Annotated in this window: 23 protein-coding genes; 3 read left to right on the top strand and 20 right to left on the bottom strand. The window is 70.0% G+C overall.

Annotated elements, in window-relative coordinates; all coding sequences use genetic code 11:
* Nucleotides 1-84: 84 nt before the first annotated feature.
* From IE265_RS02910 to IE265_RS02900, 3 genes are all read left to right on the top strand, one after another.
* Nucleotides 85-1,260 (top strand): sensor histidine kinase, encoded by a 1,176-nt coding sequence (locus IE265_RS02910; protein WP_190033654.1) that lies wholly within the window; start codon nt 85-87, stop codon nt 1,258-1,260.
* Nucleotides 1,257-1,898 carry a response regulator gene (locus IE265_RS02905; RefSeq protein WP_190033653.1) on the top strand — a complete coding sequence of 214 codons (642 nt, stop codon included), beginning with the start codon at nt 1,257-1,259 and terminating at the stop codon, nt 1,896-1,898. The genes IE265_RS02910 and IE265_RS02905 overlap by 4 nt, the downstream gene beginning before the upstream one ends.
* 106 nt (nt 1,899-2,004) lie before the next feature.
* Nucleotides 2,005-3,828, top strand: a complete 1,824-nt coding sequence (locus tag IE265_RS02900; RefSeq protein WP_190033652.1) for a glycoside hydrolase family 18 chitinase — start codon at nt 2,005-2,007, stop codon at nt 3,826-3,828.
* 91 nt (nt 3,829-3,919) lie between these two features.
* Here the strand turns inward: IE265_RS02900 and IE265_RS02895 are convergent, their stop codons facing one another.
* The 20 genes from IE265_RS02895 to thrB form a co-directional block, all read right to left on the bottom strand.
* Nucleotides 3,920-4,366, bottom strand: a complete 447-nt coding sequence (locus tag IE265_RS02895) for a DUF2550 domain-containing protein (protein ID WP_190033651.1) — start codon at nt 4,364-4,366, stop codon at nt 3,920-3,922.
* Between the two features lie 129 nt (nt 4,367-4,495).
* Nucleotides 4,496-4,870, bottom strand: a complete 375-nt coding sequence (locus IE265_RS02890) for a F0F1 ATP synthase subunit epsilon (protein WP_190033650.1) — start codon at nt 4,868-4,870, stop codon at nt 4,496-4,498.
* Between the two features lie 112 nt (nt 4,871-4,982).
* On the bottom strand, nt 4,983-6,419 hold the full coding sequence (gene atpD, locus IE265_RS02885) for a F0F1 ATP synthase subunit beta (RefSeq protein ID WP_190033649.1): 1,437 nt from the start codon (nt 6,417-6,419) through the stop codon (nt 4,983-4,985).
* Nucleotides 6,419-7,336: a F0F1 ATP synthase subunit gamma gene (locus tag IE265_RS02880; RefSeq protein WP_190033648.1), complete on the bottom strand. Its 918-nt coding sequence runs from the start codon at nt 7,334-7,336 to the stop codon at nt 6,419-6,421. The genes atpD and IE265_RS02880 overlap by 1 nt, the downstream gene beginning before the upstream one ends.
* A gap of 20 nt (nt 7,337-7,356) precedes the next feature.
* The gene (gene atpA, locus IE265_RS02875) at nt 7,357-8,949 is read right to left on the bottom strand and encodes a F0F1 ATP synthase subunit alpha (protein ID WP_190033647.1); all 1,593 of its coding nucleotides are present in this window, start codon (nt 8,947-8,949) and stop codon (nt 7,357-7,359) included.
* Between the two features lie 127 nt (nt 8,950-9,076).
* Nucleotides 9,077-9,892 (bottom strand): F0F1 ATP synthase subunit delta, encoded by an 816-nt coding sequence (locus tag IE265_RS02870; protein ID WP_190033646.1) that lies wholly within the window; start codon nt 9,890-9,892, stop codon nt 9,077-9,079.
* Nucleotides 9,889-10,440, bottom strand: coding sequence for a F0F1 ATP synthase subunit B (locus IE265_RS02865; protein ID WP_190033645.1), 552 nt, complete (start codon nt 10,438-10,440; stop codon nt 9,889-9,891). The genes IE265_RS02870 and IE265_RS02865 overlap by 4 nt, the downstream gene beginning before the upstream one ends.
* 44 nt (nt 10,441-10,484) lie before the next feature.
* Nucleotides 10,485-10,724: an ATP synthase subunit C-like protein gene (locus IE265_RS02860; protein WP_005311859.1), complete on the bottom strand. Its 240-nt coding sequence runs from the start codon at nt 10,722-10,724 to the stop codon at nt 10,485-10,487.
* A gap of 75 nt (nt 10,725-10,799) precedes the next feature.
* Entirely contained in the window at nt 10,800-11,636 is an 837-nt protein-coding gene (gene atpB / locus IE265_RS02855; RefSeq protein ID WP_190033766.1) for a F0F1 ATP synthase subunit A, read from the bottom strand.
* 210 nt (nt 11,637-11,846) lie between these two features.
* Nucleotides 11,847-12,284, bottom strand: coding sequence for a Cg1360 family ATP-synthase-associated protein (locus tag IE265_RS02850; RefSeq protein WP_190033644.1), 438 nt, complete (start codon nt 12,282-12,284; stop codon nt 11,847-11,849).
* A gap of 295 nt (nt 12,285-12,579) precedes the next feature.
* A complete protein-coding gene (locus tag IE265_RS02845; RefSeq protein ID WP_190033643.1) occupies nt 12,580-13,977 on the bottom strand; it encodes an MraY family glycosyltransferase in 1,398 nt (465 codons plus the stop codon).
* 229 nt (nt 13,978-14,206) lie between these two features.
* Complete coding sequence (gene glyA, locus IE265_RS02840) at nt 14,207-15,457, bottom strand: serine hydroxymethyltransferase (protein ID WP_190033642.1); 1,251 nt, start codon at nt 15,455-15,457, stop codon at nt 14,207-14,209.
* A gap of 99 nt (nt 15,458-15,556) precedes the next feature.
* Nucleotides 15,557-16,201 (bottom strand): arsenate reductase/protein-tyrosine-phosphatase family protein, encoded by a 645-nt coding sequence (locus IE265_RS02835; RefSeq protein ID WP_190033641.1) that lies wholly within the window; start codon nt 16,199-16,201, stop codon nt 15,557-15,559.
* A 52-nt stretch (nt 16,202-16,253) separates the two neighbouring features.
* Nucleotides 16,254-16,901: an L-threonylcarbamoyladenylate synthase gene (locus IE265_RS02830; protein WP_190033640.1), complete on the bottom strand. Its 648-nt coding sequence runs from the start codon at nt 16,899-16,901 to the stop codon at nt 16,254-16,256.
* An 84-nt stretch (nt 16,902-16,985) separates the two neighbouring features.
* A complete protein-coding gene (gene prmC, locus IE265_RS02825) occupies nt 16,986-17,831 on the bottom strand; it encodes a peptide chain release factor N(5)-glutamine methyltransferase (protein WP_190033639.1) in 846 nt (281 codons plus the stop codon).
* 57 nt (nt 17,832-17,888) lie between these two features.
* Nucleotides 17,889-18,965: a peptide chain release factor 1 gene (gene prfA / locus IE265_RS02820; protein ID WP_190033765.1), complete on the bottom strand. Its 1,077-nt coding sequence runs from the start codon at nt 18,963-18,965 to the stop codon at nt 17,889-17,891.
* 173 nt (nt 18,966-19,138) lie between these two features.
* Entirely contained in the window at nt 19,139-19,360 is a 222-nt protein-coding gene (gene rpmE, locus IE265_RS02815) for a 50S ribosomal protein L31 (RefSeq protein ID WP_100595864.1), read from the bottom strand.
* A 137-nt stretch (nt 19,361-19,497) separates the two neighbouring features.
* Nucleotides 19,498-20,634, bottom strand: a complete 1,137-nt coding sequence (locus IE265_RS02810; RefSeq protein WP_190033638.1) for an LCP family protein — start codon at nt 20,632-20,634, stop codon at nt 19,498-19,500.
* 695 nt (nt 20,635-21,329) lie between these two features.
* Nucleotides 21,330-23,378, bottom strand: coding sequence for a transcription termination factor Rho (gene rho / locus IE265_RS02805; protein WP_190033637.1), 2,049 nt, complete (start codon nt 23,376-23,378; stop codon nt 21,330-21,332).
* Nucleotides 23,379-23,765: 387 nt separating this feature from the next.
* Entirely contained in the window at nt 23,766-24,683 is a 918-nt protein-coding gene (gene thrB, locus IE265_RS02800; protein ID WP_190033636.1) for a homoserine kinase, read from the bottom strand.
* Nucleotides 24,684-24,850: the final 167 nt, after the last annotated feature.

Genomic DNA, 24,850 nt, shown 5'->3' with positions numbered 1-24,850 from the left:
AATCCGCACTGCATCCTTCGATGTAGCCGAGGACCCTCCCCGGGCATCAGGCGCCGGGAGCGCGCCGCGTGTTGGATGGGAGCCATGGCCCGCACGCTTCCCCGCCCCCACCGCTTCGACGTGTTCCTCGGCGTCGGCGGGCTGCTCTGCGGGCTGCTGTTCTGGACCCTCGGACTGCACACCCAGGGCGGCGGCCTGCTCCCGGCGGCCTGGGGACTGATCCCGCTCGTCGTGATGTCGGCCCTGGAGCTCGTGCGCCGCACGATGCCGCGGACCGCGCTGTGCGTGGGAACCCTCGCCCTGGTCGCCGACCAGTTCACCCCGGGCAACGCGGTGACGATCCTGATGTTCACCGACCTCGCCTACGCCTCCGTCCTGTACGGCACCCCCGCCGCGGCCCGCCGCATCCCCGTCACCACCGGACTGGTCACCGTGGCGACGACGCTCGGCTTCCTGATCTGGTGGCGCGAACCGCAGGCCCTGCTCGTCGGTGTGGCCACCGGCATCGTGGCGTTCGGTCCGGCCGCGACGGGCGCCCTGGTCCGCAACCACCGCGACGCCGCCGAGGCGGCCCGGCTGCGCGCCGAACAGACCGCCCTGCTCGCCGAGATCGACCGCTCCCAGGCGGTGACCGCCGAACGCTCGCGGATGGCGAGGGAGTTGCACGACATGGTCGCCAACCACCTCTCGGCGATCGCCATCCACTCGACGGCCGCGCTCTCCCTCGACGACCCGGACACGTCCAAGGAGGCGCTCGGCGTCATCCGCGAGAACAGCGTCGAGGGGCTGGCCGAGATGCGGCGGCTCATCGGCATCCTGCGCGACAGCAGCGGCGACACGGAACCCGCCGCCGCCCCGACGCTCGACGGGCTCGGCGCCCTCGTGGACCAGGCCCGGGCCAACGGCCTCGACGTGGACCTCCAGCACGCGCACACGGCCCTGCCGGCCCCGGTCGGGCTGGCCGCCTACCGCATCGTCCAGGAGTCGCTCACGAACGCCCTCAAGCACGCCTCCCCCGGCCGGGTCCGCGTCCGTCTGGCGCGGCGCGACCACGCCCTCGACGTACGGGTGAGCAGCCCGTACGGGGGCGCCCGGGGCGAGGGTCCGCGGGCGCCGGGCTCCGGCGCGGGACTGGTCGGGATGCGCGAGCGTGTGGCGCTGCTGCACGGCACGTTCGCGGCCGGACCCGAACCGTCCGCCGACGGACCGGCCTGGACCGTGCGCGCCACCCTGCCGATCACCGAAGGAGAGTCCGAATGATCCGCGTGCTCGTCGCCGAGGACCAGTCCGCCGTACGCGCCGGTCTGGTCCTCATCCTGCGCAGCGCCCCCGACGTCGAGGTGGTCGGCGAGGCCGCGGACGGCGAGCAGGCGGTCGCACTGGCACGGGAGTTGAGGCCCGACGTCGTCCTGATGGACATTCAGATGCCACGGCTCGACGGTGTCGCCGCAACGCGCGTGGTGGTCGGCGAGGGACTGGCCGACGTGCTGGTGCTGACCACCTTCGACCACGACGACTACGTCTTCGGGGCCCTGCGCGCGGGCGCGTCGGGGTTCCTGCTGAAGAACACCGAAGCCCGTCAACTGCTGGACGCGGTGCGGACGGTGGCGGGCGGCGAGGGCTTGATCTCGCCCGCCGTAACCCGTCGGCTGATCGCCGAGTTCGCGACGCGGTCCGACCGCGTGCCGTCGGCGGACCCGGCCGTGCTCGACGCGCTGACACGCCGCGAGCGCGAGGTCCTCTCGTGCCTCGGCAAGGGGTTGTCCAACGCGGAGATCGGTGTACGCCTCGACATGGCGGAGGCGACGGTGAAGACCCACGTCAGCCGCCTACTGGGGAAGCTCTCGCTGCGCAGCCGGGTCCAAGCAGCGGTACTGGCACAGGAGTTGGGCGTGTAACAACTGCGCTCACGACACCGCCTCAGTGGTCTGGACCTATTGACCTATGGTCCAGACCTTTCTATTGTCCTGCGCACCTCATAAAACTCCCCCCAAGGAGACGCGGATGCGCCTCAGACAACGAGCCGTGGCAGGTCTCACCACCCTGCTGCTGCCCTTCGCCGCCCTGGTCGGGCTCGCGAGCCCCGCCTCCGCCGCCACGTCGGCGACCGCCACGTACGCCAAGACCCAGGACTGGGGAACCGGCTTCGAGGGCAAGTGGACCGTCAAGAACACCGGCACCACGACCATCAGCTCCTGGACCGTCGAGTGGGACTTCCCCTCGGGCACCTCGGTCACCTCCGCCTGGGACGCCGACGTCACCAGCTCGGGCACCCACTGGACCGCCAAGAACAAGTCCTGGAACGGCAGCATCGCCCCGGGCGCCTCCCTCTCCTTCGGGTTCAACGGCGCCGGTTCCGGCTCCCCCACCAACTGCAAGCTCAACGGCGGCAGTTGTGACGGCGGCACCGTGCCCGGCGACAACCCGCCCTCGGCCCCCGGCAAGCCGACCGCGTCCGACATCACCAACACCTCGGTGAAGCTCGCCTGGAGCGCGGCCACCGACGACAAGGGCGTCAAGAACTACGACGTCCTGCGCGACGGCGCCAAGGTCGCCACGGTGACGGGCACCTCGTACAGCGACACCGGTCTCACCGCCGGCACCTCGTACTCCTACACCGTCCAGGCCCGTGACACCGGCGACCAGACCGGTCCCGCGAGCGGCGCCGTCGCGGTGCGCACGACCGGCGGCACCACCGACCCGCCGCCCACCGGCGACAAGATCAAGCTCGGCTACTTCACCGAGTGGGGCGTCTACGGCCGCAACTACCACGTCAAGAACCTGGTGACCTCCGGCTCCGCGTCGAAGATCACGCACATCAACTACGCCTTCGGCAACGTCAAGAACGGCCAGTGCGTCGTCGACGACACCTACGCCGCCTACGACAAGGCCTACACCGCCGACCAGTCCGTCAGCGGCACCGCCGACACCTGGGACCAGTCCCTGCGCGGCAACTTCAACCAGCTCCGCCAGCTCAAGGCCAAGTACCCGCACATCAAGGTGCTGTACTCCTTCGGCGGCTGGACCTACTCCGGCGGCTTCACCCAGGCCGCGGCCAACCCGACCGCCTTCGCCAAGTCCTGCAAGGCCGTCGTGGAGGACCCGCGCTGGGCCGACGTCTTCGACGGCATCGACATCGACTGGGAGTACCCGAACGCCTGCGGCCTGAGCTGCGACTCCTCCGGCCGCACCGCCTTCAAGAACCTCTCCCAGGCGCTGCGCACCGAGTTCGGCTCGAACTACCTGGTCACCGCGGCCATCACCGCCGACGGCTCCAACGGCGGCAAGATCGACGCGGCCGACTACGGCGGCGCCTCCGCGTACCTCGACTGGTACAACGTGATGACGTACGACTACTTCGGCGCCTTCGCGGCCCAGGGCCCGACCGCCCCGCACTCGCCGCTGACGTCGTACTCCGGCATCCCGCAGGCGGGCTTCAACTCCGCCGACGCGATCGCCAAGCTCAAGGCGCAGGGCGTCCCGTCCGCCAAGCTGCTGCTCGGCATCGGCTTCTACGGCCGCGGCTGGACCGGCGTCACCCAGTCGGCCCCCGGCGGCTCGGCGACCGGCGCGGCACCCGGCACCTACGAGGCCGGCATCGAGGACTACAAGATCCTCAAGAACTCCTGCCCGGTCACCGGCACGATCGCCGGCACGGCCTACGCCCACTGCGGCAGCAACTGGTGGTCCTACGACACCCCGGCGACGATCGCGGGCAAGATGACGTGGGCCAAGAACCAGGGCCTCGGCGGAGCGTTCTTCTGGGAGTTCAGCGGCGACACCGGCAACGGTGAACTCGTCGGAGCGATCAACAGCGGACTGAACTAGCCCGCGGGCACCACCCGGTCACCACCGGCGATCACGACTCTGCCCCCGGACCTGAGGCCCGGGGGCAGAGTCGTGCGACGGGTGAGGACGGCTACGCCACATTGACCCGCTGGCCGGGCGGTGCCGCCTCCAGCCAGGCGAGGAAGCCGGTCAGCGCGTCCTCGCTCATGGCCAGTTCCAGCCGCGTACCGCGGTGGACGCAGGCGAGGATGATCGCGTCGGAGAGCAGCGCGAGTTCCTCCTCGCCCTCCGGCGCGCGCCGGCCGGCCACCTCGATCGCCGAGCGCTCGAGGACGCGGCGGGGGCGGAGGGCGTACGAGAAGACGCGGAACCACTCGATGCGGTCGCCGCTGTAGCGGGCGATGCCGTAGCCCCAGCCCTTTCCGCTGGTGTCGCCCTGCTCCGGGACGTTCCACCGGAGGCTGCAGTCGAAGGTGCCTCCGGAGCGCTGGATCACCCTGCGGCGCAGACCGAAGACGAAGAGTCCGACCACCACCAGGGCGACTACCGAACCGCACACAGTCAGAGCGAGGACCATCGGCACCGACCTCCTCGTCTCCTAGGTAACGGAAAGGAAAAAAGCACCCGCATCGCCTCAGCCGCGACCCGGTCCGGAAAATTCTCCGGTCCTGGCCGCGGCTGAGTCACTTCCTGTGGCGCGCTGGGTTCAGCGCGCCGCCACCGCACGCAGACGGACGTCCGCACGACGCTCGGCGAACGCGTCCGCGTCCGACTTCGCGCGCTCGAGCGCCCGCTCCGCACGCTGGACGTCGATCTCGTCCGACAGCTCGGCGATCTCGGCCAGCAGCGACAGCTTGTTGTCGGCGAACGAGATGAAACCGCCGTGCACCGCGGCGACGACCGTTCCACCATCACTCGTACGAATGGTCACCGGGCCCGACTCCAGCACACCGAGAAGCGGCTGGTGACCGGGCATGACGCCGATGTCGCCGGACGTGGTACGCGCGACGACCAGGGTGGCCTCGCCGGACCAGACACTGCGGTCCGCGGCGACGAGCTCGACGTGCAGCTCAGCAGCCAAGGTGGGCTCCTCGGGTCACCACCCGGCCGTTGCCGCCGGGTGTTGGGTCAAAGTCTAGTAGGCGTGGACGAGGGGGCGGGACGCACCCGCCCCCTCACCGTGAACACGGGGTTCAGGAGACGCCGAGCTCCTTGGCGTTGGCCTTGAGGTCCTCCAGGCCACCGCACATGAAGAACGCCTGCTCCGGGAAGTGGTCGTACTCGCCGTCGCAGATCGCGTTGAACGCCGCGATCGACTCCTCCAGCGGCACGTCCGAACCGTCCACGCCGGTGAACTGCTTGGCGGCGTGGGTGTTCTGGGACAGGAAGCGCTCCACGCGACGGGCGCGGTGGACGACGAGCTTGTCCTCCTCGCCGAGCTCGTCGATACCGAGGATCGCGATGATGTCCTGGAGGTCCTTGTACTTCTGCAGGATCGTCTTGACGCGCATGGCGGCGTCGTAGTGATCCTGCGCGATGTAGCGCGGGTCCAGGATGCGGGACGTGGAGTCCAGCGGGTCCACGGCCGGGTAGATGCCCTTCTCGGAGATCGGACGGGAGAGAACCGTCGTCGCGTCGAGGTGGGCGAACGTGGTGGCCGGGGCCGGGTCGGTCAGGTCGTCCGCGGGGACGTAGATCGCCTGCATCGACGTGATCGAGTGACCACGCGTCGAGGTGATCCGCTCCTGGAGCTGACCCATCTCGTCGGCGAGGTTCGGCTGGTAGCCCACCGCGGACGGCATGCGGCCGAGCAGCGTGGAGACCTCGGAACCGGCCTGCGTGAAGCGGAAGATGTTGTCGATGAAGAACAGCACGTCCTGCTTCTGCACATCGCGGAAGTACTCCGCCATGGTCAGACCGGCGAGGGCCACGCGCAGACGGGTGCCCGGGGGCTCGTCCATCTGGCCGAAGACCAGCGCGGTCTTCTCCAGAACGCCGGACTCCTCCATCTCCCCGATGAGGTCGTTGCCCTCACGGGTGCGCTCACCGACACCCGCGAAGACGGAGACGCCCTCGTGGAGGTTGGCGACACGCATGATCATTTCCTGGATCAGCACGGTCTTGCCGACACCGGCACCACCGAACAGACCGATCTTGCCGCCCTTGACGTACGGGGTGAGGAGGTCGACGACCTTCAGACCCGTCTCGAACATCTCGGTCTTCGACTCGAGCTGGTCGAACGCCGGGGCCTTGCGGTGGATCGTCCAGCGCTCACCGTCGTAGGACTCGTCGACGTTCAGCACCTCACCGAGGGTGTTGAACACCTTGCCCTTGGTGAAGTCGCCGACCGGGACGCTGATGCCCGTACCCGTGTCGGTCACCGCGGCCTGGCGGACCAGACCGTCGGTGGGCTGCATCGAGATGGTGCGGACCAGACCGCCGCCCAGGTGCTGGGCGACCTCGAGGGTCAGCGTCTTCTTCTCGCCGGCGTTGGCCGGGTCGGCCACCTCGACGTGAAGGGCGTTGTAGATCTCGGGCATCGCGTCGACGGGGAATTCCACGTCGACGACCGGGCCGATGACCCGGGCGACGCGGCCCGTGGCAACGGCCGTCTCAACTGTCGTCGTCATTACCTGTCACTCCCCGCGGTCGCGTCGGCGAGGGCTGCGGAGCCACCGACGATCTCGCTGATTTCCTGGGTGATTTCGGCCTGGCGGGCCGCGTTGGCAAGTCGGGAGAGCGAAGTGATCAGGTCTCCCGCGTTGTCGGTCGCCGACTTCATCGCGCGGCGCGTGGCGGCGTGCTTGGAAGCAGCCGACTGGAGCAGCGCGTTGTAGATACGGCTCTCGACGTACCGCGGCAGAAGGGCGTCCAGGACGTCCTCCGCCGACGGCTCGAAGTCGTACAGCGGAAGGATCTCGTCCTTGCTGGACTGCTCCTCCGCCACCTCGTCGAGGCTGAGCGGCAGCAGGCGGCTGTCGACCGCCGTCTGCGTCATCATCGAGACGAACTCGGTGTAGACGATGTGGAGTTCGTCCACTCCGCCGTCCGCCGTGTCCTTCTCGATGGCCTCGATGAGCGGAACGGCGACCTTCTTCGCGTCCGCGTACGTGGGCTCGTCGGTGAAGCCCGACCACGACTCCATGACCTTGCGCTCACGGAAGTTGTAGTGGGCGAGACCGCGGCGACCGACGATGTAGACGTCGATCTCCTTGCCCTCCGCCTCCAGGCGGGCGGTCAACTGCTCCGCCGCCTTGATGGCGTTGGAGTTGAAGGCGCCGGCCAGTCCGCGGTCGCTCGTGAGGAGCAGCACCGCGGAACGGGTCGCCGTCTCCGCCTCCGTGGTCAGCGGGTGCTGGGTGTTGGAGCCCGTGCCGACCGCCGTGACCGCGCGCGTGAGCTCGGTCGCGTACGGCGTGGAGGCCGCCACCTTGCGCTGCGCCTTGACGACGCGCGAGGCGGCGATCATCTCCATCGCCTTGGTGATCTTCTTGGTCGCGGTGACGGATTTGATGCGACGCTTGTAGACCCGGAGCTGCGCTCCCATGAGTCAGGTCCCTTCCGTCGTCACTTGCCCGCAGCGGCAGGGGTGTCCTCGCCGAGCAGCTTGCCGTCCGACGTCTCGAACTGCTTCTTGAAGTCCGCGATCGCGTCGGCGATGGCCTGCAGGGTGTCGTCGGACATCTTGCCGCCCTCCTTGATGGAGGTCATGAGGCCCTGCTCCTTGCGGTGCAGGTACTCGAGGAGCTCCTTCTCGAAGCGGCGGATGTCGTTGACCGGCACGTCGTCCATCTTGCCGGTGGTGCCGGCCCAGACGGAGACGACCTGGTCCTCGGTGGCCATCGGCTGGTACTGAGCCTGCTTGAGCAGCTCGACCATGCGCTGACCGCGCTCCAGCTGCGACTTCGACGCGGCGTCCAGGTCGGAACCGAAGGCGGCGAACGCCTCCAGCTCACGGAACTGGGCGAGGTCCACGCGCAGTCGGCCGGAGACCTGCTTCATCGCCTTGTGCTGCGCGGAACCACCGACTCGGGAGACGGAGATACCGACGTTCAGCGCGGGGCGCTGACCGGCGTTGAAGAGGTCCGACTCCAGGAAGCACTGGCCGTCGGTGATGGAGATGACGTTGGTCGGGATGAACGCCGAGACGTCGTTGGCCTTCGTCTCGACGATCGGCAGACCGGTCATCGAACCCGCGCCCAGCTCGTCGGAGAGCTTCGCGCAGCGCTCCAGCAGACGGGAGTGCAGGTAGAAGACGTCACCGGGGTAGGCCTCGCGCCCCGGCGGGCGGCGCAGGAGCAGGGACACGGCGCGGTAGGCGTCGGCCTGCTTCGACAGGTCGTCGAAGATGATGAGGACGTGCTTGCCCTCGTACATCCACTGCTGGCCGATGGCCGAACCGGTGTACGGCGCCAGGTACTTGAAGCCGGCCGGGTCGGACGCCGGGGCGGCGACGATGGTCGTGTACTCCAGCGCGCCGGCCTCTTCGAGGGCGCCACGCACGGAGGCGATGGTCGAGCCCTTCTGGCCGATGGCGACGTACACGCAGCGGACCTGCTTGTTCACGTCGCCCGTGCGCCAGTTGTCGCGCTGGTTGATGATCGTGTCGACGGCCAGGGCGGTCTTGCCGGTCTGGCGGTCACCGATGATCAGCTGACGCTGGCCGCGGCCGATCGGGGTCATCGCGTCGACGGCCTTGTAGCCGGTCTCCATCGGCTCGTGCACCGACTTGCGGGCCATGACGCCCGGGGCCTGCAGCTCGAGGGCGCGGCGGCCGGACGTCTCGATCTCGCCGAGGCCGTCGATCGGGTTGCCGAGCGGGTCGACAACGCGGCCGAGGTAGCCCTCGCCGACGGCGACGGACAGGACCTCACCGGTGCGGGTGACCGGCTGGCCCTCCTCGATGTTGCTGAACTCGCCGAGGACGATGGCGCCGATCTCGCGCTCTTCCAGGTTGAGCGCGAGGCCGAGGGTGCCGTCCTCGAACTTCAGCAGTTCGTTGGCCATGGCCGAGGGAAGGCCCTCGACCTTCGCGATGCCGTCGCCGGCAAGGGTGACCGTACCGACCTCCTCGCGCGAGGCCGCGTCCGGCTTGTACGACTGGACAAAGTTCTCCAGCGCATCCCGGATCTCCTCCGGCCGGATCGTGAGCTCCGCCATCTGGGTTCCCTGCTCTCCTTGTTGGGCCCGAAGTTTTCTTGGGGGGTCTGGGGTCAGCCCCCAGGAATCCTCTGCACGGCCCAACCAGGGCCGTATGCACTACGTGGTAACGCGTATTGAATTACTGCTAGCTCGCCATGCGGCGGGCGACGTCTTCCAGCCGGTCCGCGATGGAACCGTTGATGACCTCGTCGCCGACCTGCACCCGGATCCCGCCGAGGACCTCGGGGTCCACGTCGAGGTTGAGGTGCATCGGACGGCCGTAGAGCTTCGCGAGGGCGTCGCCCAGGCGCTGCTTCTGCGGGTCGCTCAGCGGAACCGCCGAGGTGACGACGGCGACCATGCGGTTGCGACGCTCGGCGGCGAGCTTGGACAGGGACTCGAGTCCCGCTTCCAGGCTACGTCCCCGGGGCGCGGTCACAAGGCGTGCGACCAGTCGCTCGGTCACGGCGTCGGCCCGGCCGCCGAGCAGGCTGCGCAGCAGCTCGCTCTTGGGTCCGGCACCTGCGGCGTGATCGGTCAGCGCGGACCGCAGCCCGGTGTTCGACGCGACGATGCGGCCGAACCGGAACAGCTCGTCCTCCACGTCGTCGAGCACGTTCGACTGCTGGGCGGCCGTGAGGTCGGCGATGATCGCCAGTTCCTCGACGGTGTCCACCAGGTCACGCGACTGCGACCAGCGCGAGCGCACCAGACCGGACACGAGGTCCGCGGTCGTCCCGCCGACCTGGCCGGCGAGAAGGCGTCCGGCCAGCTCGGCCTTGCCCTCGGCGGCCTGCGCCGGGTCGGTGAGGACCCGACGCAGCGACACCTCGCGGTCGAGCAGCGCGGTGACGGCGGCCAGCTCGTCGGCGAGCTGCGTCGCGTCCACGGACGTCGAGTCCGTCAGCGCGTCGAGACGCTCACGTGCGGCAGCCAGGGCCTCGCGGCTCGCTCCGTTCATCGCGTGGCCTCGGCCTTCTCCTCGAGGTCGTCGAGGAACCGGTCGATGGTGCGGCTCTGCCGGGCGTGGTCCTCGAGGGACTCACCGACGAGCTTGCCGGCCAGTTCGGTGGCCAGCTGGCCCACGTCCTGGCGCAGCGCGGACGCGGCGGCCTTGCGGTCGGCGTCGAGCTGCGAGTGACCGGCGGCGATGATTTCCTCACGCTGCCGCTGGCCTTCCGCGCGCATCTCGGCGATGAGCGTGGCGCCCTGCTCCTGCGCCTCCTGGCGCAGGCGCGCGGCCTCGTGACGGGCCTCGGCGAGCTGAGCCTTGTACTGCTCAAGAACGCTCTGGGCCTCGGTCTGCGCGGCCTCGGCCTTTTCGATACCGCCCTCGATGGCCTCGCGGCGCTGCTCCAGAACCTTGTTGATGTTCGGGAGGAGCTTCCAGGCGAGGAAGCCGAAGACGATGACGAAGGCGAGCAGGCCGATGACGAGCTCGGGGATCGGCGGGATGAGGGGGTTCTCTGCCTCCCCCTCAGCGGCCGCCAGAATGAGCAGCTGGCTCATATCGTTGCCTTTCGTCTGGGTTGCTGGTCGTCAGCCTGAAGAGATCAGGAGCCGTAGACGAACGGCATGACCAGACCGATGAGGGCGAGCGCCTCACAGAAGGCGAAGCCGAGGATCTGGTTGGCGCGGATCAGGCCGGCGGCCTCGGGCTGGCGGGCCAGGGCCTGGGTGCCGTTGCCGAAGATGATGCCGACGCCGACGCCGGGGCCGATGGCGGCGAGACCGTAGCCGATGGAGCCGAGAGCCTTGAGGTCACCGGTGACAGCGGCGAGAGTCTGGGACATGCCAGTTCTTCCTTCTCTTTCAAGGACCGGTGGGGGTTGGCCACCGGACGTCTGCGGGGTTTTGTGGGGCGGTGCTCAGTGGTGCTCGGCGAGCGCGCCCTGGATGAAGGTGCAGGTCAGGAGGACGAAGACGTACGCCTGAAGGGCCTGAACGAAGAGCTCGAAGGCCGTCATCACGATGACCATGATGAAAGAGACACCTGCGTAGGCGATGCCGATGCCGTTGAGCAGGTACCAGCTGGCGATCGTGAAGAGCAGCAGCAGCGTGTGGCCCGCGAACATGTTCGCGAAGAGTCGCACCGCGTGGGTGAACGGACGGACCAGCAGGTTCGAGAAGAACTCGATGACCATCGCGAGCGGAAGAACCGCGCCGAGCTCCTTGTTGTAGCCCGTGAAGTTCTTGAAGGCGCCGACGAATCCGTGCCGCTTGAAGGTCAGCGAGACCCACAGGACGTAGACGATCAGGGCCAGGACCAGCGGGTACGAGATGATCGACGTCACCGGGAACTGGGCGACGGGGATGATCGACCAGAGGTTCATCATCCAGATGAAGAAGAACAGCGAGACGATGAGAGGTACGTACTTCTCGCCCTCCTTCTTTCCGATCGTCTCGTACACGATGCCGCGTCGGATGAAGTCGTAGCCCGCCTCGGCCACCATCTGCAGCTTGCCCGGGACCACCTGCGGCTTACGGAAGGCGGCCCAGAAGAAACCGATGATGATGACGGAGCCGAGCAGCGCCAGCAGCATCGTCTTGTTGAAATAGACGGCATCGTCCTGGTGGCCCCAGATGGGCTCGAACAGGAACGAGTGCAGGCCGGGAGCCGGGAAGCCACAGCCGTCGAAGATGTGGCAGTCGGTCTCGAAGGCGAGCACCTGCGTCGGGTCAGCACTCACCGCGGGCTCCTTCAGCGTGGCGCATGGGTACGGCAACCTCGTTGTGTCGGCGCGGCGCACGGCCGCGGTTCGGCACTGGACTGGTGTTACGGATGTGGGGGCGGCAAGAGGGCATTGAGCCTCGCGCTAGAACAGGCGTCAGCTCGGATGCCCGCGCCCGCGATGCCGCAGTTGGCACCGGACGATAGCAGGATCTCCCACGCGCCCTTATACCGGCCCTACCCCTCACGACGAGTGCCCCGACTTTTCGGGCTTGTCGCCCTTCGAGGAGTCGGGTTCGACGTAAAGGATCTTGGCCTTCATGTGGGCACGCGCCTGTGCGCCGATCCACGCGAGCGTGGTGGCGACCAGGGTGATCGCGAACGCCTTGGGGTTGAACAGCGTCGTGTTCTTGAAGGCGGCGACGAAGATGAACAGCAGGAGGATCTGTGCCGTGTAGAGCATCAGACCCATCGCCTGGAACAGGTGCGGAAGCGACTTCGCGGTGCGCTGCAGAACGTACAGCCCGATACCCATGAAGAGGATCACGACCAGCGTCGCCACAAGCGCCCCGATCGCCCCTTCGCCCCCGGCGACCACTGCGCTGACGACGGCCGCGAGTGCGCCGACGGCAGCTGTGGGTACGGCGGCCTGAAGAAGGATCCGGACGTCATTGGAGGGCATGGCGGCAACTCCGCTTACTGAAGGGGGCAGGGTGTCGTCATGGACGAGCGTAGTCCCGGGTCGAGAGAGAACCTCACGCCGTTGGACCGTCTCACTGCGGTCCTGCGGCTCCGTCCCCGGGTCTCGTGAACCGTATCACAAACTATTTGATGAGGTCTTTACCTGGTTGGTGTGCCGGCTGTCACACATGAGAGTGAACGCGCGCGTCTGCGCGGGCAGTTGGACGGAATGTCGCGCAATGGGCTGGTATAAGAGCGGGGCTCCCGCGCCGGTCCTTGCCGAATCCTTACCTGCGTCAGCGCGACTGGCCCGCCTCGCGGCCCTCCAGGAGGCGTGAACGGGGGCCCACGGCGGTCGCGCCGTTGGCGCCGGAGACGCCGACGGCGACCGGAGTGCGGTGTTCCTCACTCCGCGCGGCCTCGCCCGACCCCGCCTCCGTGCCGTCGTCCCGCCCCTCACCCGTCCCGTCGCCGCCCGCCGCGTACGCGGTGGACGCCTCGGCCTCAGCCGGAGCCTGGGCGCCCCTGCGGCGCCGGTAGCGCGGCGGCACGAAGTGCTCGGCCCAGCGCGGGGCGCGCGGTGTGAAGCGCGGCAGCAGGAGGAGGACCAGGCCCACCGCGCTGAGCGCCACGATGCCCAGCACGATCCACATGGCCCCGGAGTTCACCGAGTAGCCGAGGGCGCCGAAGGCGATCAGCGCCGACCAGAAGTACATGATGAGGACGGCCCGGCTGTGCGAGTGCCCGATCTCCAGCAGCCGGTGGTGCAGGTGCCCGCGGTCGGCCGCGAACGGCGACTGTCCGCGCCAGGTGCGCCGCACGATGGCGAGCACCAGGTCGGCCGCCGGCACGGCGATGATGGTCAGCGGCAGCAGCAGCGGGATGTAGACGGGCACCGTCTGGTGCACGGCCTCCTTCTCGGACCCGGCGAACAGGTTCATCGCGTCGGGGTCGATCTGGCCCGTGATGGAGATGGCGCCGGCCGCGAGGACCAGGCCGATGAGCATCGATCCCGAGTCGCCCATGAAGATGCGGGCGGGATGGATGTTGTGCGGCAGGAAGCCGAGGCACATGCCCATGAGGATCGCGGAGAACAGCGTCGCGGGCGCCGCGGACTCCAGTCCGTAGCCGTACCAGATGCGGTAGGCGTACATGAAGAACGCGGCGGACGCGATGCACACCATGCCGGCGGCCAGGCCGTCGAGGCCGTCGACGAAGTTCACGGCGTTGATGGTGATCACGACCAGCGCGACGGTCAGCAGCGTGCCCTGCCACTGGGTCAGCGAGACCGAGCCGACACCGGGGATGGGCAGCCACAGGATCGTCAGACCCTGCATGACCATGACGCCCGCGGCGATCATCTGCCCGCCGAGCTTGATCAGGGCGTCGATCTCGAACTTGTCGTCCAGGACGCCGATCAGCCAGATCAGGGCCGCCCCGGAGAGCAGGGCCCGCGGCTCGTTGGAGTTCGCGAAGACCTCGTTGAGGTTCGTCAGGTGGTCCGCGACCAGCAGCCCGGCGCACAGCCCGAAGAACATGGCGATCCCGCCGAGGCGCGGTGTGGGCTCCCGGTGCACGTCACGTGCCCGGATCTCCGGCATCGCCCCGGCCACGATCGCGAACTTCCGCACCGGCCCGGTCAGCAGGTACGTCACCGCGGCCGTGATGCAGAGCGTCAGGAGGTATTCACGCACAGGCTTCCCCACAGGTCTCGCTGGCCATCTCAGCCCCACACCCTAGCTTCGTGTGCATACGGTTGGGGACTTCCGGGTAGGGCCGATGGTTGCACGAGTGGCTGTGCCCGCCCGCCCCCGCACCCTCCCCCGGGTGCTGCCCCGTGGTCCCCGGCGGGCTCAGGACGACCGCCGCGGCACCCCGCCGCACCGCCGGACCGCCCGAATTCGACCCGTACCGGGACGGCCCTCAGCCGGGGTAGGGCGGAAATCTCCCCGTGAGGTCCCGCACTTCTTCACGTACCCCGCGACCGGCGGACTCGTCCCGCAGGGCCGTGGCGAACAGCACGGCGATCCGCGCCATCTCGCTCTCCCCCATCCCCTGGGTGGTGACCGCCGCCGTGCCGAGGCGCAGGCCCCGTCCGCCCGGCTGCGGCAGCCCGCAGGTGTCGAGCACCATGCCCGCGGCGGCGAGACGTCCGCGGGCGGTGCGCCCGTCGACTCCGAGCGGCCCGGGATCGACGGTCAGCAGATGGGTGTCGGTGCCCCCGGTGGTGATGCCGAGTCCCTCCGCGGCCAGGGCGCGCGCGAGCGTCCGCGCGTTCGCGACCACCTGATGCGCGTACGCGGTGAACGCCGGCGTCGCCGCCTCGCCGAACGCGACGGCCTTCGCGGCCACCGTGTGCATCTGCGCGCCGCTCTGCGTGAAGGGGAACACCGCGCGGTCCACCCGCTCCGCCAGCCCGCTCCCGCACAGCAGCATTCCGCCGCGCGGACCGCGCAGCACCTTGTGGGTCGTCGCGCACACGACGTCGGCGTACGGCACCGGACTCGGGGCCGCTCCCCCGGCGACCAGCCCGATGGGGTGCGCGGCGTCGGCGATCAGGTACGCCCCGACCTCGTCCGCCACCTCGCGGAAGGCCGCGTAGTCGATGTTGCGCGGGTAGGAGATCGAACCGCACACCACCGCCTTCGGCCGGTGCTTCCTGGCCAGGGCGCGGACCTCCTCGTGGTCGATGAGCCCGCTCTCGGGGTCGACGCCGTACCCGACGAAGTCGAACCAGCGGCCGGAGAAGTTCGCGGGTGAGCCATGGGTGAGGTGGCCGCCGTACGGCAGGCCCATCGCGAGGACGGTGTCCCCCGGCCGCAGCAGGGCGGCGTACGCGGCCAGCACGGCCGAACTCCCCGAGTGGGACTGCACGTTGGCGTGCTCGGCACCGAAGAGCGCCTGGGCGCGCCGGACGGCGGTCCGCTCGGCGACGTCGACCAGCTCGCAGCCGCCGTGGTGCCGGGCTCCGGGGTAGCCCTCGGCGTACTTGTTCGCCAGCGGGGAGCCCAGCGCGGCGAGCACGGCGGGCGAGGTGAAGTTCTCCGCGGCGATCAGCTGGAGCGTCGTCGACTGCCGTTCCCGCTCCGCGAGGAGGATCTCGGCCAGCTCCGGATCCTGCCGGCCGAGCACGTCGGCCGACAGCGGGCTCTCAAGCATGGGTGTGACCGGCATGGCGGACTCCGGGCCTCGGGGGGACGCTACGTCCAATGTAGAACCGTGTCCCCCGCCGCGCCCGGTGTTGCGTCCGGGCCGCGCCCGCGACCGTCCGGCTCAGGTGCGGGCCGGCACACCCGTCAGCGCGGTGACCACGGGATCGATCGCCTGCTGGATCTCGTCCCCCACCGAGCGGAAGAACGGCAGCGGTGCGCCGTACGGGTCGTAGACCTCGTCCGCCTCGGCCGTCGGGGCCAGGAGCCATCCGCGCAGCGCCGCCGCGGCGCGCACCAGCGCGCGGGCCCTGCCGACCATGCCGTCGTCCAGCGGGGGCAGTGTGGCCGGGTCTATGGCCCTGACCAGGCGGGTGAACTCCTTCAGCGTGAAGGTGCGCAGCCCCGCGGAGTGGCCCATCGAGATGACCTGGGCGCGGTGGTCGCGGGTGGCCGTCAGCACCAGGTCGGCCCTGATGACGTGCTCGTCGAGGAGTTCGCGGCCGACGAACCCGGCGGGGTCCGCCCCGAAGTCGGCGAGGACCGTCTCCGCGTTGGCCTCCATCGGGGCGCCCTCGTGCCCCCAGGTGCCGGCGCTCTCCACGATCAGACCGCCCCACAGGGGGTCGCCGAGCCGGTCCGCGAGGGCATGCCGGGTCAGCCGCTCGGTGATGGGCGAACGGCACACGTTGCCGGTGCTGACGTGGAGGATGCGGAAGGAGTCCCCCGTGACGCCGTCGCCGTAGGCCCCCGTGCCTATGCCACGCATGGGGCTGCCCCCCGGTCGGGCGAGGCGGGCGGCCTGGAGGAGTCAGGGGCTGTCAATTCGCCACCTCGAGGTCGGGTACGACCTTGCGCAGCTCCTCGGCCGTCAGGGCACCCGCCCGCAGCAGGACGGGGACCTTTCCCGTCACGTCCACGATCGAGGACGGGACGATGCCGGGGGTCGGGCCGCCGTCGAGGTAGACGGAGACGGAGTCGCCGAGCATGCCCTGTGCGGCGTCGCAGTCCTCGGGAGCCGGGTGTCCCGTGAGGTTCGCCGAGGAGACGGCCATCGGGCCGACCTCGGTCAGCAGCTCGATGGCGACCGGGTGCAGCGGCATCCGCACGGCGACGGTGCCGCGGGTGTCCCCGAGGTCCCACTGGAGCGACGGCTGGTGGCGGGCGACGAGGGTGAGGGCACCCGGCCAGAAGGCGTCGACCAGTTCCCAGGCCATCTCGGAGAAGTCGGTGACCAGGCCGTGCAGCGTGTTCGGCGAGCCGATGAGGACGGGCGTGGGCATGTTGCGGCCGCGGCCCTTGGCCTCCAGGAGGTCGGAGACGGCCTCCGAGGTGAACGCGTCGGCGCCGATCCCGTAGACGGTGTCGGTCGGCAGCACCACCAGCTCGCCGCGGCGGACGGCGGACGCGGCCTCGCGCAGACCGGTGGCGCGGTCGGTCGCGTCGTTGGTGTCGTATCGCCGTGCCATGTCAGCAAGCCTCCTCGAACACGCGGGCCCCGTCGGCCGCGCCATTAACGATGTCCACGTCGTCCACGCAAGAAGTCGCCGCGCTCATGGCATCGCCCTGCGGGCGGTCGCGAACCGCGGCCGGTTGTTGAGGTCGGGGTGGTCGGCGGCGTCGGCCCAGCCGCGCTCCTCGGTGAAGATCCACGGCACCTGCCCGCCCTGGGTGTCGGCGTGCTCGACGACGACCACGCCGCCGGGCCGCAGCAGCCGGTGCGCGGTGCGCTCCAGGCCGCGGATCAGTTCGAGGCCGTCCTCGCCGGAGAACAGGGCGAGTTCCGGGTCGTAGTCCCGGGCCTCGGGCGCCACGTACTCCCACTCGGTGAGCGGGATGTACGGCGGGTTGGTGATGACGAGGTCGACCTGGCCGTCGAGGTCGGGGAAGGCGTCCAGCGCGTTGCCCTGGCGCAGGTCGACCCTGGACCCCTCGACGTTCCTGCGGGTCCACCGCAGGGCGTCCTCGGACAGCTCCACCGCGTGCACGCGCGAGCGCGGCACCTCCTGCGCCATGGCGAGGGCGATGGCGCCGGAACCGGTGCAGAGGTCGACGATGAGCGGCTCGACGACGTCCATCGCGCGGACGGCGTCTATGGCCCACCCGACGACCGACTCGGTCTCCGGGCGCGGTACGAAGACGCCCGGCCCGACCTGGAGCTCCAGGTACCGGAAGAAGGCCCGGCCGGTGATGTGCTGGAGCGGCTCGCGGGCCTCGCGGCGCGCGATCACCTCCCAGTAGCGGGCGTCGAAGTCCGTGTCCTTGACGGTGTGCAGCTCGCCCCGTTTCACGCCGTGCACGAAGGCCGCGAGCTCCTCGGCGTCGTTGCGCGGCGAGGGCACGCCGGCGTCGGCCAGCCGCTGGGTGGCCTGGGCCACTTCCGCGAGCAGCAGGTTCACGCTGGTCCTCCGGGACTGAGCTGTTGTCCGTCGTACGGGTGGGTGCCGGGGCGTGGCTTACGCCGCGGCGAGCTTGGCCGCCGAGTCCGCGTCGACGCACGCCTGGATCACGGCGTCGAGCTCTCCGTCGAGCACCTGGTCCAAGTTGTACGCCTTGAAGCCGACGCGGTGGTCCGAGATGCGGTTCTCCGGGAAGTTGTACGTACGGATCTTCTCGGAGCGGTCGACGGTGCGGACCTGGCTGCGGCGGGCGTCCGCCGCCTCCCGCTCGGCCTCCTCCTGCGCCGCGGCCAGGAGCCTGGAGCGCAGGATACGCATCGCCTGCTCCTTGTTCTGCAACTGGCTCTTCTCGTTCTGGCAGGAGGCGACGACTCCGGTGGGAATGTGCGTGATGCGCACCGCGGAGTCGGTGGTGTTGACGGACTGGCCGCCGGGCCCGGAGGAGCGGTAGACGTCGATCCGCAGGTCGTTCGCGTGGATCTCGACGTCGACCTCCTCGGCCTCGGGCGTGACGAGGACTCCGGCGGCGGAGGTGTGGATGCGGCCCTGCGACTCGGTCGAGGGCACCCGCTGCACGCGGTGCACCCCGCCCTCGTACTTCATGCGCGCCCAGACTCCCTGGCCGGGCTCGGTGGCGCCCTGGCCGCCCTTCGTCTTCACGGCGACCTGGACGTCCTTGTAGCCGCCGAGCTCGGACTCGGTGGAGTCGATGATCTCGGTCTTCCAGCCGACGCGCTCGGCGTACCGCAGGTACATGCGCAGCAGGTCACCGGCGAACAGGGCGGACTCGTCGCCGCCGGCGCCCGCCTTGATCTCCAGGATGACGTCCTTGTCGTCGCTGGGGTCACGGGGGACGAGCAGCAGCCGGAGCTTCTCGGTGAGCTCCTCGCGCTGCTTCTCCAGCTCCTTGACCTCGGCGGCGAAATCGGGGTCCGAGGCGGCGAACTCCTTCGCCGTCCCGATGTCGTCCCCGGTCTGCTTCCACGAGCGGTAGGTCGCGACGATCGGAGTCAGCTCGGCATAGCGCTTGTTGAGCTTGCGCGCGTTGGCCTGGTCGGCGTGGACCGACGGGTCAGCGAGCTTCGTCTCCAGATCGGCGTGCTCGCCGATGAGTTCCTCGACCGCCTCGAACATCTCCGGCTCCAATGGGCTGCCCCCGGTCGCCTCTCGGGCACGGGGACGTAGGTACGGCATGGGGGTCTCCCCCGCTCGAACTGCGTCGGGCGCGCGGGGAGGGGGCTGCACCGCAAAGCGCCGGTCCCGGCGCCCCCTGCGCGGGGGCGCCGGAGACCGGCGCTGTGTGCTCGCTACTTGTTGGCAGCCGCAGCCTTGCCGAAGCGGGCCTCGAAGCGGGCCACACGGCCACCGGTGTCGAGGATCTTCTGCTTGCCCGTGTAGAACGGGTGGCACTCGGAGCAGACCTCGGCACGGACGGTGCCGCTGGAGATCGTGCTGCGGGTGGTGAACGACGCGCCACAGGTGCAGCTGACCTGCGTCTCGACGTACTCGGGGTGGATGTCGCGCTTCAAGGGTGTCTCCTAGTTTCGGGAGGGCGCCGGGTCGCCACCGCGGGATGCGGGTGCGTGAACCGGAGCCGACGTACCAGTCTGCCAGGACTGGCCGCATCCCCCAAAACCGGGGACGGCGGTGATCTATTCCCGAGGGGTCAGCCCGGGCCGACGACGTCCTTCGCGTCACCCGTGGCGGTGCCCTTCCCGGCCGCCTTCGGGATGGCCCGGTCGTCCTTGAGGGCGTCCCAGACCAGTCGCGCCTTGTCCTTGTCGAGCAGGACGCGGTTGCCGTCCGCCGGGTCGTACTGGACCGGCATGGTGACCAGGCTCATGTTCGAGGAGCCGATGCGCTTGAGGCCGTTGGCGAACGAGGCGAGGCCGTCGACCGAGTCGAGCTCGGAGTCGGTGGTGACGGCGTTGGTCGCGGTGTCGGCCAGGTCGAACAGCTTCTTCGGGCTGGTCAGTACGCCGATCTCCTCGACCTGGTCGACCAGTGCCTTGAGGAACGCCTGCTGGAGCTGGATCCGGCCGAGGTCGGAGCCGTCGCCGACACCGTGCCGGGTGCGGACCAGGGCGAGCGACTCCTCGCCGGTGAGCCGGTGCGTGCCGGCCTCCAGCTCGAGGTGGCTCTCCTTGTCGCTGATGTCCTCGGTCGTGGTGACCTCGACACCCCCGAGGCCGTCGATGAGCTTCCTGAAGCCCTTGAAGTCGACCTCGATGTAGTGGTCCATGCGGATGCCGGTGATCGACTCGACGGTCTTCACGGCGCAGGCCGCGCCCCCGGTCGCGTACGCCGAGTTGAACATGACCCCGTCGGCGGCGGCGTGCTTGACGCCCTCGGCGTCCGTGCAGGCGGGCCTCTCGACGAGCGTGTCACGGGGTATGGAGACGACACTGGCCTTCTTGTGGCCCTCGTGGACGTGCAGGATCATCGCGGTGTCCGAGCGGGCACTGCCGTCGTCGGCGCCGCCGCCGAGCTTCTTGTTGCCGCCGGAGCGGCTGTCGGAGCCGAGCACGAGGATGTCCTGCGAGCCGTTGTCGACGTCCAGGGGCCGGTCGCTGCCGAGGGCCTGGTTGATGTCGACACTCGCGATGTTGTCGTTGAGCCGGAAGTACAGGTATCCGAGCCCGGTGCCGCCCAGCACGAGGACGCCGGCCGCGGCCCAGGCCGTGGCGAGCAGCGCCTTGCGGCGGCCGCTCCGCGGGGTGCGGCGGCCGCTGCCCCCGTCGTGGGGGCCCGTGGTCCCGGATTCGCCCGGGGTGCCGGGTTCCGGTGTGCTCTCGGCTGACATGTGCTCCTCGATCTCTCTGCGGTCGGTTACCCCCTGTTTCAAGGGCTAGGCCCGTCCGGTCGTGACGAGGCGTTCCGTTCCATGGTCACTCCGTACGGTCGGACGGGGAAACCCTGGAAGGTTCGCACGGCGCGACGCGGGCACCACGTAGCGCGGCGGGCACGTTGCGTGATCGGTGGACGCCGGCGGCGGGGCGCTCACCTGCGACGTCGGCCGGGAACGCCGTACCGGCCGCGTCCGGGGCCGGCCCCGATGCCCGTGGCGAAAGTCTCGCCCGGCGCCACTGCCGGTGACATCCGCTCCACGCCGCGCCGCCGGCCGGACGCCGACCGAACGGCACGAGCCTGGCCTGTGGGGCGGCTCGGAGGGGGCCGTCCGGAGGTGGTGGCGGCGGGGAGGCCACGCGGGGAGGTGCAGCCAGAGGTGGCGCGACCGCGAGGTCGGGGCACGCAGGGAGGTGGCTCCGGAGGACCCGCGCCCGCTGCCGGTGGACCGCCCCCGCGGCCGACGGCGCACTCGGCGCGACCCCGTACCCGCGGCGGGCCACCACCCAAGTCCCGTATCGGAGTGCGCAGTTCGGTTCCGTACCGACGGAGTGCGAAGGCACGGACGGACACGCGCACCGGCAACGGCAAGGGGCCGCCCCCGTCACCGATGTGACGGGGGCGGCCCCGGTGCTTCAAGCCCTGCGGACGTCAGTCGTTGTTGTTGCCCGCCGACGGAGTCGTCTTCTGGATCTGGAGCAGGAACTCACCGTTGGACTTCGTCTGCTTCATCTTGTCCAGCAGCAGCTCGATCGCCTGCTGCTGGTCGAGCGCGTGCAGCACGCGACGCAGCTTCCAGGTGACGGCGAGCTCGTCGCTGCCGAGGAGGATCTCCTCCTTGCGGGTGCCGGACGCGTCGACGTCCACCGCCGGGAAGATGCGCTTGTCGGCGAGCTTCCGGTCGAGCTTGAGCTCCATGTTGCCGGTGCCCTTGAACTCCTCGAAGATCACCTCGTCCATGCGGGACCCGGTGTCGACGAGCGCGGTCGCGAGGATGGTCAGCGAGCCGCCGTCCTCGATGTTGCGCGCGGCACCGAAGAAGCGCTTCGGCGGGTACAGCGCGGTCGAGTCGACACCACCGGAGAGGATGCGGCCGGAGGCGGGCGCCGCGAGGTTGTACGCACGGCCCAGACGCGTGATCGAGTCGAGCAGCACGACGACGTCGTGGCCCAGCTCCACCAGGCGCTTGGCACGCTCGATGGCGAGCTCGGCGACCGTGGTGTGGTCCTCGGCGGGACGGTCGAAGGTCGAGGAGATGACCTCGCCCTTCACCGACCGCTGCATGTCGGTGACCTCTTCCGGACGCTCGTCGACCAGGACGACCATCAGGTGGCACTCGGGGTTGTTGTGCGTGATCGCGTTGGCGATCGCCTGCATGATCATGGTCTTGCCGGTCTTCGGCGGGGCCACGATCAGACCGCGCTGGCCCTTGCCGATCGGCGACACGAGGTCGATGATCCGCGTGGTCAGCACGCCCGGGTCGGTCTCCAGGCGGAGCCGGTCCTGCGGGTAGAGAGGCGTCAGCTTGTTGAACTCCGGGCGCCCGCGGCCGGATTCGGCCGCCATGCCGTTCGCGGAGTCGAGGCGGACCAGCGCGTTGAACTTCTCGCGGCGCTCGCCGTCCTTGGGCTGGCGCACGGCACCGGTGACGTGGTCGCCCTTGCGCAGGCCGTTCTTGCGGACCTGGGCGAGGGAGACGTACACGTCGTTCGGGCCGGGCAGGTAGCCCGACGTGCGGATGAACGCGTAGTTGTCGAGGATGTCGAGGATGCCCGCGACCGGGATCAGGACGTCGTCGTCGGCGAGCTGCGGCTCGTTGGTCGCGAACTCGTCGCGTCCACGACGGCCCCGGCGGTCGCGGTAGCGGCCCCGGCGGCCGCGGCGGCCGCCCTCGAAGTCGTCGTCGTCCTGCGGGCCGTTGTCGCGCTGGCGGTCCTGGCGGTCCTGACGGCCGCCGCCCTGCTGCTGACGGTCCTGGCGGTCCTGGCGCTGCTGGTTGCCGCCCTGGCCCCCCTGTCCGCCCTGGCCGCCCTGCTGCTCGTCGCCCTTGCCCCGGCGGTCGCGGTCACGGCCGCCGCGGTCACGGTCGCGGTCGCGGCGGTCGCGGCGTCCCTGCCGGCCCTCGGCGCCGTCGCCGGCGTCGTTCTGCGCGGCGGACGTCTCGGACTTCGGCTCGCTCTTCGCCTCGGCGGCGATCGTCTCGGGGCTGCCGGCGTCGGAGGTGGCGCGGCGCCTGCGGCGCTCGGCCGGGGCGTCCTCTCCGCCACGCTCGGCGTCGCTCGCGCGGGACGGGCCTCCGGCGGGCTGGCCGGGGATCTCGATCTGCTGCTGGGCGACGGCCTTCTCGGCCTTGGCCTCGGCGGGCTTGTCGGCGGGAGCGGCCTCGTCGCTCGTACGCGCCTTCGAGGTGGTCCGGCGCTTCGGCTTGGTCTCGGTGGCGGCCTCGGCCTTGGCCGACGCGCCCCCGCCCGCCTGCGCCTCCTTGATGACCTCGATCAGCTGGCTCTTGCGCATCCGCGCGGTGCCCCTGATGCCGAGGCCGGACGCGACCTGCTGCAGCTCGGCCAGCACCATGCCCTCGAGGCCGGTACCGCGGCGTCGACGGGAGCCGGCACCGGTGGCAGGCGCGGAGGCGTCCGTGGCGGGCGCGGCAGCGGTCTCCTCGACACGTGCGCCCATCAGATCGGTGGTGTCGCTCACGAAGGGTCCTTCCCTGGAGCGGACGTCGGCCTGTCTGGCTCGGCGACCGGTTGTGCTGTCCGACAGTGGTCCTTGCTGTGTGGACCGTGCCGGGGCGGTGGTCCGCCACGAAGGCGGAGGGAATTTCTGGGATGGCGTTTCCCGGAGCCGTGTCACTTGAGGTTCTGTGTCAGGCGGCTCGGTCACACCGGTTCCGGAGCGTGCTCAGCACCGCTCAGCGCGTAGCACCCAATGCATGGCACAAAGCAGTTTGGGAGGCTCCCGGAAGAATGGTTGTCCCGGACGGGGACACGAAGCACCTCGCCATGGTGGGGTCGGGTGCAGACTTGAGGTTAACACTACCGGATCCAACAAACATTCCCCCTCTCGAAATCCGGCAACCGTGTGTCACGGAGCAAGCGGCAGCACGCTCGCTCCCGTGGCGTCGAGGCCCAGCCGATTGGCCGCCCAGCCCTCTCCGGCGAGCCGTGCGACCTTGTCGGCCGATGCCTCGTCGGCGAGCGCGAGCACGGTGGGTCCGGCACCGGAGATCACCGCGGGAATCCCGTCGGTCCGCAGCCGCTCCACGAGCGCGGCGCTCTCCGGCATGGCCGGTGCGCGGTACTCCTGGTGGAGCCGGTCCTCGGTGGCGGGCAGCAGCAGCTCGGGGCGCCTGGTCAGCGCCTCGACGAGCAGTGCCGCGCGGCCCGCGTTGGCCGCGGCGTCGACGTGCGGGACGCTGCGCGGGAGCAGTCCGCGGGCGGTCTCCGTGAGTACGGGCTTGCCCGGTACGAACACCACGGGCACGACGGACCGGGCGGGGTCCATCCTGATCGCGCGCGCCGAACCGCCCTCCATCCAGGACAGGGTGAAGCCGCCGAGCAGGCACGCGGCGACGTTGTCGGGGTGCCCCTCGATCTCGGTCGCGAGCTCCAGGAGCGCCTCGTCGTCGAGCCTGCTGTCGCCGCCTATCGTCACCGCGCGTGCGGCGACGATGCCGGCGCAGATCGCGGCGGACGAGGAGCCGAGACCCCGTCCGTGCGGGATGCGGTTGGCGCAGACGATCTCCAGGCCGCGCGGCTGCCCGCCGAGCAGGTCGAAGGCGGTGCGCAGGGACCGTACGAGCAGGTGGTTCTCGTCGCGCGGGAGAGTCTCGCCGCCCTCGCCCGCGATGTCGATGTTCAGGCCGGAGTCGGCCACCCGGACGACCACGTCGTCGTACAGCCCCAGTGACAGGCCGAAGGCGTCGAAGCCCGGGCCGAGGTTGGCACTGGTGGCGGGGACGCGCACCCGGACGGCGGCGGCGCGGAACGCTGGACCGGCCATCGCTCGATGACTCTCCTTGAGCTTGAGCTGCGAGATTGTCGAAATCCTGCGAGACGTACGGAAATTGCGGGAGACCCAAGGGCCGCGAGGACTGCACGGCACCGCGGCATATGCGGCGGGTGGGTTCGGTACAGCCTATCGAAGGAAGGTTCCGTGGCGACATAGGG

Source organism: Streptomyces fructofermentans (assembly GCF_014651055.1).
GTDB classification, from domain to species: Bacteria; Actinomycetota; Actinomycetes; order Streptomycetales; family Streptomycetaceae; genus Streptomyces; species Streptomyces fructofermentans.
Note: the sequence above shows the minus strand (reverse complement) of the source record. Positions and strands in the feature narration are given on the sequence as shown.